This is a genomic window from Halomonas sp. AOP22-C1-8 (assembly GCF_052378905.1).
GTDB lineage: Bacteria > Pseudomonadota > Gammaproteobacteria > Pseudomonadales > Halomonadaceae > Vreelandella > Vreelandella citrativorans.
In genome coordinates, this window is the sequence record NZ_JBQSYD010000012.1 from 1 (window position 1) to 12,283 (window position 12,283).

Annotated in this window: 9 protein-coding genes; 6 read left to right on the forward strand and 3 right to left on the reverse strand. The window is 53.8% G+C overall.

The features are described from left to right. From ACT3TY_RS08300 to ACT3TY_RS08310, 3 genes are all read left to right on the forward strand, one after another. Positions 1-3,077, forward strand: a 3,077-nt coding sequence (locus tag ACT3TY_RS08300; protein ID WP_444627865.1) for a type I secretion C-terminal target domain-containing protein, incomplete at its 5' end; no start/stop codon positions are given. 91 nt (positions 3,078-3,168) lie between these two features. After that, positions 3,169-3,648 (forward strand): hypothetical protein, encoded by a 480-nt coding sequence (locus ACT3TY_RS08305; protein WP_444627866.1) that lies wholly within the window; start codon positions 3,169-3,171, stop codon positions 3,646-3,648. 35 nt (positions 3,649-3,683) lie between these two features. Further along, positions 3,684-4,004 carry a tryptophan synthase subunit beta like protein gene (locus ACT3TY_RS08310; protein ID WP_444627867.1) on the forward strand — a complete coding sequence of 107 codons (321 nt, stop codon included), beginning with the start codon at positions 3,684-3,686 and terminating at the stop codon, positions 4,002-4,004. 34 nt (positions 4,005-4,038) lie between these two features. On the opposite strand, the gene ACT3TY_RS08315 is transcribed toward ACT3TY_RS08310, so the two are convergent. From ACT3TY_RS08315 to ACT3TY_RS08325, 3 genes are all read right to left on the reverse strand, one after another. Continuing rightward, on the reverse strand, positions 4,039-5,952 hold the full coding sequence (locus ACT3TY_RS08315; RefSeq protein ID WP_444627868.1) for an EAL domain-containing protein: 1,914 nt from the start codon (positions 5,950-5,952) through the stop codon (positions 4,039-4,041). Positions 5,953-5,967: 15 nt separating this feature from the next. Continuing rightward, a complete protein-coding gene (locus ACT3TY_RS08320) occupies positions 5,968-6,672 on the reverse strand; it encodes a transglutaminase-like cysteine peptidase (protein WP_444627869.1) in 705 nt (234 codons plus the stop codon). 80 nt (positions 6,673-6,752) lie between these two features. Continuing rightward, positions 6,753-7,424, reverse strand: a complete 672-nt coding sequence (locus ACT3TY_RS08325) for an arylesterase (RefSeq protein ID WP_444627870.1) — start codon at positions 7,422-7,424, stop codon at positions 6,753-6,755. Here ACT3TY_RS08325 and ACT3TY_RS08330 point away from each other — a divergent pair. From ACT3TY_RS08330 to glyA, 3 genes are all read left to right on the forward strand, one after another. Then, positions 7,423-8,247 carry an ABC transporter ATP-binding protein gene (locus ACT3TY_RS08330; protein ID WP_444627871.1) on the forward strand — a complete coding sequence of 275 codons (825 nt, stop codon included), beginning with the start codon at positions 7,423-7,425 and terminating at the stop codon, positions 8,245-8,247. The two genes, ACT3TY_RS08325 and ACT3TY_RS08330, sit on opposite strands and share 2 nt — an antisense overlap. Then, positions 8,244-10,823 carry an ABC transporter permease gene (locus tag ACT3TY_RS08335; RefSeq protein WP_444627872.1) on the forward strand — a complete coding sequence of 860 codons (2,580 nt, stop codon included), beginning with the start codon at positions 8,244-8,246 and terminating at the stop codon, positions 10,821-10,823. Before ACT3TY_RS08330 ends, ACT3TY_RS08335 begins: the two co-directional genes overlap by 4 nt. Positions 10,824-10,985: 162 nt before the next feature. After that, complete coding sequence (gene glyA, locus ACT3TY_RS08340; protein WP_444627873.1) at positions 10,986-12,251, forward strand: serine hydroxymethyltransferase; 1,266 nt, start codon at positions 10,986-10,988, stop codon at positions 12,249-12,251. Positions 12,252-12,283 lie beyond the last annotated feature (32 nt).

A 12,283-nucleotide genomic window follows, 5' to 3' on the forward strand; every position in this document is an offset into this window, starting at 1 on the left:
CCGTGGGCGACGACGCCCGTGAAGGCGACACCGTCACCTTGACGGTGGGCGACGAGACCTTCACCGGCCAGGTAGACGCCGACGGCAACTACGCCATCGACGTGCCGGGCAGCGTGCTGGCCGACAACGACACCGTCACGGCGGACGTCACCGGCACCGACGCGAACGGCAACGGCTACGACGCCGAGACCAACCGTGGCTACGGGGTCGACCTAGCCCCAGTAGCTAAAGATGGACAGCTGGCAGGAAAAGAAGACAAGCCCTTGGACATAACATGGGATGCTTTCAATATATCAGACGCAGATTCTGCTGATGAAGAGCTGGGAGTAACCATCACTCGGTTGCCTGAAGCAGGAGCATTGCAATACAAAGCTGCCGATGGAAGTTGGAAGAGTGTTGAAGAAAATAGCCACTTCACTAAAGCCCAGATCGACGCAGACGAGCTGCGCTTTATGCCGGCAGCTAACGAATCCGGCTTCGACGGCTATGGTGGCGAAGGGGTAGGTAATCAGCAGGCTGATTACGCGCAGTTCAGCTTTATACCTACGGACGCGCGTAACGAGGGTAAAGAGGCAACGCTTGCTATTAATATCAAGCCCGTTGCCGATGCGCCTGATGTATCAATTACGCTAGGGGAAACGGTAGCTTCCGAGCGCGAAACAGCCATTACGGTCAAGCACGGCAACGTCACGATTGATATCCGGGGAGATGAGATTGCTGCTACGGGTATTGATGGCAAAATTATCAAGCCTCCGTTTAGCGATGGAAACTTGAACCCGGGAAGCGCCAATAATACGCATGGTGCTGATGTAATTGCCTTGATAGGCGACTTCAATAAGCTGGTAAGTGGAAACCAGCCTGTTAACTCTATCAACGGGGATAACAAGGATTATGTCTATCTGAGCAAACCTTATGGCAGTTACTCAGTGGCTTTTGGTGAGGAACATCAGAACTCTGGTTATGATGGAACTATTACCGATAAAGCTACTGGTATCCAAATCAGCCTAAACAACATCAAGGGCCTCATTTTTGGTGATGGGCATACCATGATGCCGATTGATGCGGAGACAACGATTACCCAAGAGGGCTTTGACATCGTTGAGCTGGATGTATCCGCGAAGCTTGTGGATACTGATGGCAGTGAGTCCTTGTCAGGCATCACACTATCGGGTATTCCAGATGACGTCATCGTAACCAGTCAAGCAGGTATTGAGGTCAGCAAGCAAAGTGATGGTAGCTGGTTCATCAATAATCCCGATGGTCAAAATCTCACCGATCTAGGCCTGCAGATGCAGGTGCCGCTTAGTGCCGGTGCGTTCGATGTGGTGGCAAGTGCAACATCGAAAGAGGTTGTGGGCTTCAATGATGACGGTACGCCGATCGTCATTGATACAGCAACCAGCACGGCGACCACAGGCATCGAGCAGTACAATATCATCGTCGGCTCGCCCGGGAATGACGGAATCGAAGGCAGTAGTGGCAACGATATCATCATCGGTGACGTGGCTGGCCTACAGCTCGTGCCGGGGGCGGATTACAACATTGCCTTTATGGTCGATACCTCAAGCAGTATGGGTGTCAAAGGCATCGAGGATGCCAAGGCCTCTCTGGCGGAAGTTTTCAATGCATTAAAGAACAGCGCCATTGGCGATGATGCAGGTAAGGTCAACATCTTCCTGACTGACTTCAATACGCAGGTGGGTAAGACCGTAAGCGTGGATCTGAAGGATGCAGGGGCGTTGGCAAAACTGCAGGAGGCTCTTGGTGGCATGAAGTACGTGCATAATAAGGGAACCAATTACGAAGACGTCTTCAAGACGGCCGCCAACTGGTTCCATGGTGACCAGGTTCAAGGTAACCCGGGTACTAATCTGACGTATTTCATCACGGATGGTGCGCCAACGTTCTATCAGAGAAATGAGGCAACTAAGGTCGAAGTAGGTATCAAAGGAAGAAATAGCTGGTCTGTTGATCTCGATACTTTTGATTACACACCAGGCACTGTCTATACATTAAATATCGGAGGCATCAATCGGGCAGTAATTAATTCAGAAGGAAGTGTTATAAAATGGACCTATTCTTCAGGAATTTTTGGCTGGGGAGCGGGCTGGTCTTCTGAAGTCATTGGTAAAGTTGGCGCTGATGGGCGAGGAGAGTACAAGATATCGGAACTTGGTGGCAACGGCAGCAGTACGACTGAGGAGGTGCTTACCAGCTCAAAAGCCGCATTTGCGCTGTTGGATGGACTGTCCGACATCAATGCTATCGGTATCGGGCCAAGCCTCAACGAAAGCTCACTGAGCCAGTTTGATTCTGACGGCATCGTGCAGGCGAACATTGACCCTGAAGATTTGGCTGATGCCATCTTAGGCCAGAACACTACGCTGCCATCGGGCGACGATGTCATCAAGGGCGGCGAAGGGAATGACATTCTCTTTGGCGACCAGATCAAGTTTGCAGGTATCGAAGGAAACGGCTTGCCGGCCATGAAGGCTTACATTGCCGATAAGTTGGGTATCGACGACCCCAATGCGCTGTCAGCACAGCAGATTCATGAATACATTACCGAAAACCATGATGAGTTTGGTCGTTTGGGAGGAGCTACTGGCGGTAACGATATTCTCATCGGTGGTGAAGGGGACGATATTCTCTTTGGCATGGGTGGTAACGATACGCTGGTAGGCGGAACGGGTAACGACATCATGTACGGCGGCAACGGTGCCAATACCACCTTCGTCTGGGAAAGTGGCGACCAAGGTTCTCTTCAAGCACCCGCTGTCGACCAAGTCATGGATTTCCACGTGGGGCGCTTTACCGGTAGTGATTCTGCCGACCGCCTTGATCTGGCCGATTTACTGCAAGGAGAAGACAGCGGCAACATCGATCAGTACATCTATGCTGAGCAACAGGGCAGCGATACGGTGCTGCATATCAAGTCAGATGGTGGCTTGAATGCCGGTGGCGACAATGCCGATCAGCGGATCGTGCTCAAGGATGTCGAGATGCCGCAAGGAGGCAACTCATCAGACTTCATTCAGAGCATGTTGAACGACGGGCAGCTAAAGATTGATCTCTGATATGCCATCGTAGTGTAACGAAGCTTCACCTGTTCTTAACGGGTGGAGCTTTCGCCCCTTTAGGATGCTAATGCTGAGGAAAGCTTGCAACATGTATTTCGACGATGAACAGTTATTACGCTGGATGAAAGGCGATAAATCCGCCGTTGAATTCATTGAAATGATCTGTGACGTAGCGCACAAATGGGATGATCTGATCGACAGAGATAAAGAGCTTAATGACGATAGCATCAATAAGCTCTTTTTCGACTTGCTGATCAGGCTGCCTCGCAACGTGTTTTACCGAAAGAATTTCGAGCATCTGAACTCGGTGCTGATGAATGCTATTTCCAACTGGCAGATTGCAACAGAGATGGAAAGGGAGGGAGGAGATTATGAAACAAGTATCGCCTTTATTCTGCGATCTTCCTATATTGATTTAATTACACAGGCTGCGATGCTCACAGGTGGTAATCAATGGGCATGTAATGTCGGCAAACAAGCACGGGCGATTACGCATAACGAGACCTACGAAGGCTATTTAAAAAACTTAACGAAGGAGAAGCAGGAACGAGCGGCAAGACAGTCGTAAGTATTGAGTGTCTATCCCCAACCTGTAAAGACACTATGTTCTATATCAAACGCAATACCCAAGGCGAGATCATAACGCTCAGCAACGAGCCAACGCCTGAGTGTCGTGAGTCTCTCTCCTCTGATTCGCCCGAAGTGCTGGCTTTTCTTGCCAACCAGCCAGGGTCAGCGGCTAATTTCCTTGCTTCTGACTTGGCCTTTGTGCGCGTAGTCGAAGATATCCTGGGTGTGCTGCTGGAGAAAGGGATTATTTCCTTTACCGATTTGCCCATTGCCGCACAGGAAAAGGTAATAGAACGGCAGTCGCTGCGGGCTAAAAATGAGGTCGGTTTATTAAGCGACGACGATACTATTTAAAAGCCGCCGTCGCTTGTTTCTGTTAAATCGGGGGCTAAAGACGTACACCCGGGCCAGTAACGCCATCCATACCACTTAAAAAGGCATGCATTAATTCCTGCGGTTCAGTGACACCCTCGGCAATGACTTGAATCCCCAGTGAATGACACAGCGTGGCCATCCCCCGCACGATGGTTTGTTGCTCGTGGGAGGTATCCAGCCCACGGATTAGGCTGCTGTCTATTTTAAGATACGACAGCCCTATATCGTGCAGTTCCGCAAGCTTGTTGAAGTCTGCTCCGACATGTTCAATGCCGAACTGACAACCCAGTGGACGCAGCGTGTTACACAGCCCGCGCAGGCTTGTGAGTGCTTGCAGGTTCAGCGTAGCGGGCACTTCAAAGCAGAGCCTAGCGGCCAGCATGGGTGCGCCTTCAAGCAGTGCTCGAAGCTCTGTGACAAATTGCGCATGGGTAATGGACGCCACCGAGAGATTAATGCCCAGGCGTTGCTCGGGTTGTGTTTCAAGCTGGGCCAGCGCGGCCTTCACTACTGCCAAGTCAAGCCTAGGTTCTAATCCGAACCGCGTCACCCAAGGGATAAAAATACCGGCGGCTTGCCACTGTTCGCCTAACGATAACCGGGCCGGGCACTCGTAATGAAGCACATGATTTTGCTCATCCACTACCGGGAAATAGGCGAGTTGTGGGCCTTGATCAATAGCGTTGATCAAAGCGGCTCGCCACTCTGCATGGGTAGTGAATAGCGAGTGATGTTGGTGATGTCGAATAACGATACGGTGATATGCGCTGTCACTTTCCGCCTCGGCCAGGGCTGCGTCCAGTGCTGCTAACAAAAGGCCACGTTGGTCATTCGCGGAGTAGGGCGTAATCGCGGCGGGTAGGACCACATCGCTTGCCAGTGCAGCCGTGTGATCGAGCGCTTGTTGTAGTGCTACTTTTAGCGCCTCAGCGTCTTCAGCTAATGGGATAAGTAAGGCAAAATCGCTTCCGTTCAAACGACCAATCAGCGGAGACTCGCTGGTAGTATCCAATGTCGCCAGTTGCATCACCAGTGCGCGCAGCAACTGGTCAGTTGTCTGATGTCCCAAACGCTCATTGAGCTTATCCAACTCATTGACGCGCACCATTACCATCAAGCCGCTGGCACGCGCTTCATCGCTTTCCAATAAAGCGCTTAATCGTCCCATAAACACATCGCGGCTTAGCGCATCGGTGACAGGGTCATGCTGCAAGCGGCGGCGTAGCTCATCAAGCTTTTGGCTTTCACTGTTAAGCATTTGATGCACATTGGCAGACAACTGGTTCATGGCTTGAGCCAACTGACGTAGCTCCAACGTGCGGGGTTCGCTAATGGTGGTAAAGCGCTGCGCGCTGATATCTTGAGCCTGAGCCACTACACGGTTAAGAGGCCGCTGGATACCACGTACAATGACCAGAGCCAACGCCAGGCTAACGGCACCGGCGAGAAGAAACCAGCCTGCTAATTCTAGTGTGCTGCGCCAGAGTGAGTCATAGGCAAAACTATGCTGGCTCTCTAGTTCCAGCGTACCAAACTGCCGCCAACCATCTTGAACGGTTGCTACACCGCTGGGTACATCAAAGTCAATTAGCTGCCGAAACCATTGTGGCACACTGCCCTGGTAGCTTTGTGCCGAGCGCTCAATCAACACGGTGCCGTCGGTGTCGCGTAGGCTGATCCGCCGGTAGTAGCCGGTATCAAACTGTGCCGCAACGAGTAGCTCCAGGGTAACCGTGTCTTTATCTAGCTGGCTCATGGAAAGCGCAAGGGCGGTGGCATTGTCTGAGTTTTTAATGCGCACTTCCTGCTCAATATAGTCACGGCTGGAGGTGATGCTGACCGCCAGACTGCCTATAAATGACAGCAGCAGCAGCGCAATAATCGCAAGCCAGAGCTGTTTGATGAGTGACAGGGCACCTAATGACATCGTTTCTGGTCCTTGTTAGATAAAGCCTTGTGATTGCATACGCTCAAGTACGCTGCGCCAGCGAGATAGCCTTGCCAATGGGTCAGCACGCGACTCGGACGAGCCGCCCGCCCATAGCCCTTCGCTATTAAAACTGAAGAGTGGATCAAGATCGGTACGTTGAGAGGCGGGGGTGATAGACGGTGCAATATTATCAAGTACCAGCGGCTCGGCATTCGGTGTCGAATAATAACCCAGCACCATGTGGGCTTGGGTGATCTGGCTGCGCCCGATACGGGCGCGCACGTAGATCATCCGCAGTCGTTCCCCCGGCACTCCTAGCTGCTTGAGCGTTATATATTTAGCGATGGAGTAATCTTCGCAATCTCCACGGCCATTACCCATCGCTTCAAGCGGTGTGGCCCAGTAGTCCTTTTCACCCCATACCACTATGTCATCGACCCAGCGGATACGGCGGTTGAAGAAGTCGTTGACCTCGCGCAGCTGCATTTGGACATCCTGACCCCGCAGACGCTCCAGCAGGGCAAACCACTCCTCAAGCACGGCAAGGCCTGCTTGCCCATACGCTTGCTGCATACTTTGGCGTAGGCGTTCAGGGTCAAACGCCGCCGCAGGCGTTGGGTGAATGCCTAAACCAGCACCTAATAGTAAAGCACCCGCCGTTGCCAGGAATTGGCGGCGGGGAAGCGTAAAAGAGGAAGGATGTAAAGGCGCGGGCATGAGTCGCCATCGTCATATAAGAGTCTGCCAAGACTACAAGCTGTCGCGCTGAACTTCTACCTTTGCTTAATGATATATAACTACTGTACCGATACCTGATAACCACCGCCCAAAAGCGGTTCAAGCTCAGGCCACACGTTATCCAGAATCATAGGCTGTGCCTCGGCCGTAGGGTGGATGCCATCCTCCTGCATAAGCTGTTCGTTAAGTGCCACACCCTCTAATAAAAACGGCAACAGCGGCACGTCATACTCTTCGGCCAGGGAGTGGTAAACGCCGGTAAAGGCATCCCGGTAGGCCTGGCCATAGTTGGGTGGGATATCGATACCTAACAGCAGTACCTGAGCATCAACCTCTTGGCTTTGCTCAATCATACTGGCCAGGTTAGAACGCATCTGATTGGGTGCCAGCCCACGCAAACCATCGTTGCCCCCCAACTCCAGTAGCACGATATCAGGCTGCTGCTTCTCCAAAATGGCGCTAAACCGCTGTAATCCACCTGAGGTGGTTTCGCCGCTAATACTGGCATTGACCACGTCTGCTTGGCCGCTCAGACGCTCTTCTAGCAGAGGAACCCAGCCTTGCTCGTGCTCAATACCATAAGCAGCACTCAGGCTATCACCCATAACGAGTACGGTGGGAGGCTCACTTGCGTTGAGCGCAGGAACGCTTAAGGTGACTATCAGAACCACCAGATAGCCGGTTACCATACGGTTACGTTTTTGCCATGTCACAGGGATGCCTCGCTTCATGCCTTACTCCTCAGATAAAGCTGCATACTCGTCCAGCGCTGATGCGTCGCCACAAGCAGACAGTCACTCTATCACTGACGGTATTGCGCAGAACAAGGTTCCCCATGCTGCGTTGGGTCGGCCTGTGCTGCATGCAGAAATGCTATCGAAGAAAGTGACCAGTGGCGAACGCACGCTAACCATTCTGGATCAACTGTCGTTAAGCGTAGCAGCCGGAGAGAGCGTTGCCATTTTAGGTAAAAGCGGGGCTGGAAAATCAACACTGTTGGGTCTGCTCGCCGGGTTGGATACCCCCAGCGATGGCGAACTCACGCTGTTTGGTAAGGCGCTTAGTCGTTTGGATGAGGATGGCCGCGCGGCGTTAAGAGCTGGGCGCGTGGGCTTTGTGTTCCAGAACTTTCAACTGCTACCCACCTTAAGCGCGCTAGAGAATGTGTTACTGCCTTTGGAGCTTTCGCCGCGCGCCGGAGAAGACCATATTGCCCAAACATGGCTTGCTAAAGTGGGGTTGGGTGAACGTGTAGACCATCTACCCAAGCAGCTTTCAGGCGGCGAGCAGCAGCGGGTAGCGATTGCCCGGGCGTTTGTCACCGACCCTGAACTGGTGTTTGCGGATGAGCCGACCGGCAACCTCGACCCTGATACCGGCGCTCAGGTGATCGACCTGCTGTTTACCTTGAATCACGAGGTTGGAACAACGCTTATCCTGGTCACCCACGACCACGCTTTGGCACGCCGCTGTGATCGATGCCTGCAGTTAACTCAAGGCAAGCTATTACCCTTTGTACCTGCTGAACCCGGTGTGGCAGGAGACGGGCAATGAGCGATATGCCATGGCGGCTGGCCGCCAGAAGCTTAAGGCGTGACTTACGCTCGGCGGATGTTCGTGCGCTCTTTGTCGCCCTTGTGCTGGCGGTTGCCGCCTCCACGATGATCGCTTTTTTTCTCGACCGGTTAGAGCGTGGCCTTGAGCGTCAGGCTGGGCAAATGCTGGGAGGGGATATCGTATTGGAGCAGCGCACCCCTTTTTCAGAAGAGCTACGCACGACGCTGGAAGAGGCAGGCTTTACGCTAAGCGACCAGGTCGGGCTGGTATCCATGATTAGCTTAGGGGACCGTTTTCAACCAGCTAGCCTTAAAGCCGTGGACGACGTGTACCCGCACTATGGCGTATCGCGTGTCGATTTAGGGGAGGGAACCGAGCAGATAGCCTCCGGGCCACCAGCGGGAGAGGCATGGGCAGACCCGCGCTTGGCGCAGCTCATTGAGATAGAGCTTGGCGACCGTGTAAAGGTAGGGCGAGCCGAGTTAACGATCAGCGGGATTATCGAACGGGAAGCGGATCAATCCGCGGGCTTTAGTAATTTTAATCCCCGTTTGATGCTCAATACGGCGGACCTGGAAGCAACCGGTCTTGTTCAGGAGGGCTCGCGTGTCGAGTTCGAATTATTGGCGGCTGGGCCTCCTCAAGCCCTCGACACTGTGCAGGGATTACTTACCGAGTTGCGCCAGCAAGGGGTCGAGGTGCGTGATGTTCGAGTAGACCGGCCGCAATTAGGTAACGCATTGCAACGCGCAGACAGCTACCTGGGGCTGGCAGGGCTCGCCGCCGTACTGCTGGCCGGAGTCGCGGTCGCCATGTCAGCAAAGCGCTATGTTGAACGCCATTTGGACACGGCAGCGTTGCTCCGCTGCTTTGGCGCCAGCCAGCAACAGCTTGTCATGCTGTTTAGCCTACAGCTTATCGGGCTGGCGTTGGCGGCATCCTTGCTTGGCGCCCTGTTCGGCGTGGCAGGGCAGGCGCTGTTGCTGCACTTACTCGCCAGCTTTTTACCTATAACCTTACCGCCGCCAGGCATTATGCCGCTATGGCTGGGCGTATTAACGGCAATGGCGGTGCTTGTAGGGTTTGCCGGGCCAACGCTATTACGCATTAAACAGGTAAGTGCGCTGAAAGTGCTGCGTCGAGAGTTGGACCCTTTGCCTCCTGCCGCCTGGTGGGTAGCCGGTGTTGCCGCTATCGTATTTGGCGGCCTGCTATGGCTCTATTCCGGTAGTGCGCCTTTGGCGGTCGCCCTGCTATTGGGGGGAAGCATCATGCTCAGTGCGCTTTGGGGCATCAGCGCGCTGCTACTCAATGGCATTCTTCACGGCATAAAAAAACTAACGGGCACAAGCGAGTGGATGCAGGCATTGCGCCTGGGCGGGCGCCAACTAGCGCGTCGCCGCCAAGCAGGCGTGGGCCAACTGCTGGCATTCTCTGTCACGTTCTTTGCCATGGCGATGATCGTACTGGTGCGTGGTGACCTGCTTTCAACCTGGCAGGCCCAGTTGCCCGATGACATGCCCAACTACTTCGCCATTAATATCCAGCCTGATGAGCGTGACCCCTTTGAGCAAGCCGTGGCGCCCCGTGTTGATATCCAAAGCACGCTGTATCCCATGGTGCGTGGGCGTATTACCTCTATTAATCAGCAGCCCCCAATGAACGCTGTGCCAGAGGATGCCAGAGGCGATGGCGCACTGCGCCGCGAGCTAAACCTGACCTGGCAGGCCGAGCTGCCTGAAGATAACCAGATAGTGGCGGGAGAGTGGTTCTCCAACGAAGCACCCGCTGATGAGCTACCTGTTGATAAACCACAAGGCTGGCTAGGCGCGGTTGATGCAGTATCTGCCGATACCGTGCCTGTTTCCATTGAAGAAGGCTTGGCGGACCGGCTGGGACTATCACTCAACGATACGCTCACCTTCTCTGTGGGCGGTGATGAGCTGATGACGCGTATCACCAGCGTGCGCAGCCTCAATTGGGATACTTTTAAGCCCAACTTCTTTTTGATTTTCCCGCCGGGCGTGTTGGAGTCGTTTGGACATAGCTATATCACCGCGTTTCATCTGCCTGATGAGGAGCAAGGCCTAATTCGCCAACTGGTGAGCGACTTCCCCGGTGTATCGTTAATAAACGTTGATGCCATTTTAGGCCAGGTACGTGATGTGCTAACTCAGGTAACGCGTGCCATCGAGCTTGTACTGGTACTGGTGTTGTTGGCGGGTGTCAGCGTGCTCTATGCTGCCTTGACCGCAAGCCAGCCGGTACGCGCCCATGAAAGTGGCCTACTGCGTGTCTTTGGAGCAGGTCAGCGAATGATTTCCCGCGTCCAAGGGGCTGAGTATGCCCTGTTGGGGTTTGCCAGCGGTTTAATGGGCGCTGTACTGGCCGAAGTCGCGACCGCCGCACTCTATCTCTACTGGCTAGAACTACCGCCGCGCTTTCACCTCACCCTTTGGCTAACGCTACCCCTTGGCGGCGCGCTACTGATCGGATTTATCGGCCATGCGTTATCGCGTGGGCTACGCCGTCAAGCGCCTGCGGCGAGCCTGGGTTTGCTCGGTGAGGCCTAGGGATATGACTGACTAAAATTAAATCCAGCAAAGCGATCCAACCGCCATGAGTGGCATTCATGCAGTACCTGACGCGGATGCGATGAAAGTCGCGTCCGGCTGCGTTATGATAGCGGCCTGATTTCTTCCTTGAACGATCCTTATCTACGAGGTTTCCCGCCAATGTTCAGCCGTGATATGACAATTGCCGGATTTGATGATGCGCTGTTTGACGCCATGCAGAAAGAAGTGGCCCGCCAAGAAGCGCACATTGAGTTAATTGCTTCCGAAAACTACGCAAGCCCCCGCGTAATGGAAGCGCAAGGCAGCCAGCTGACCAACAAATACGCTGAAGGTTATCCGGGCAAGCGCTACTATGGCGGCTGCGAGTTTGTCGATATCGCTGAAAACCTCGCGATTGACTACGCAAAAGAGCTGTTTGGCGCCACCTACGTGAACGTGCAGCCGCACTCCGGCTCCCAGGCCAACAGCGCGGTATTTTTAGCGCTGGTTAAGCCGGGCGACACCATTTTAGGCATGAGCCTGGACGCAGGCGGTCACTTGACCCACGGCGCCAAGCCTAGCTTCTCTGGCAAGCAGTACAATGCGGTTCAGTACGGCTTAAACGAGCAAGGCCTGATCGATTATGATCAAGTCGCAGAGCTTGCCCGCGAGCACAAGCCGAAAATGATCATTGCCGGTTTCTCTGCCTACTCTCAAATTGTCGATTGGGCCAAGTTCCGCGAAATCGCCGATGAAGTAGGCGCTTACTTATTGGTTGATATGGCACACGTGGCGGGTCTGGTCGCGGCAGGCGTGTACCCAAGCCCCTTGCCTCATGCTCATGTGGTCACTTCAACGACACACAAAACGCTGCGTGGTCCGCGTAGTGGCGTGATTCTGTCAGCTGAAAATGATGCCGATATTGAGAAAAAGCTGCAGTCTGCCGTATTCCCCGGCGGTCAGGGCGGCCCGTTAATGCACGCGATTGCGGCAAAAGCGGTCTGCTTCAAAGAAGCCATGTCGCCTGAGTTTAAAGCCTACCAGCAGCAGGTCGTTAAAAATGCCAAGGTAATGGCCGGTGTGTTTATGGAGCGCGGCTTTGATATCGTTTCCGGCGGCACCGAAGACCACTTGTTCCTGCTCTCATTAATCAAGCAGGGCGTGACCGGTAAAGATGCTGATGCGGCACTAGGCCGTGCCCATATCACCGTTAACAAAAATGCCGTTCCTAACGACCCGCAAAGCCCGTTTGTAACCTCAGGCCTGCGTATCGGTACGCCAGCGGTAACTACACGTGGTTTTGGTGAAGAAGAGTGCCGTCAGCTTGCTGGCTGGATCAGTGACATCCTGGACGTATTGGCCAAAGGCGAAGACACCGGCGCTATTGAAGCCCAAGTGGCAGAGAAAGTGGCAGAAGTGTGTGGACACTTCCCGGTTTATAAGTAATTTAGAGAAGCGTGCAATGCACGACTGCGTTA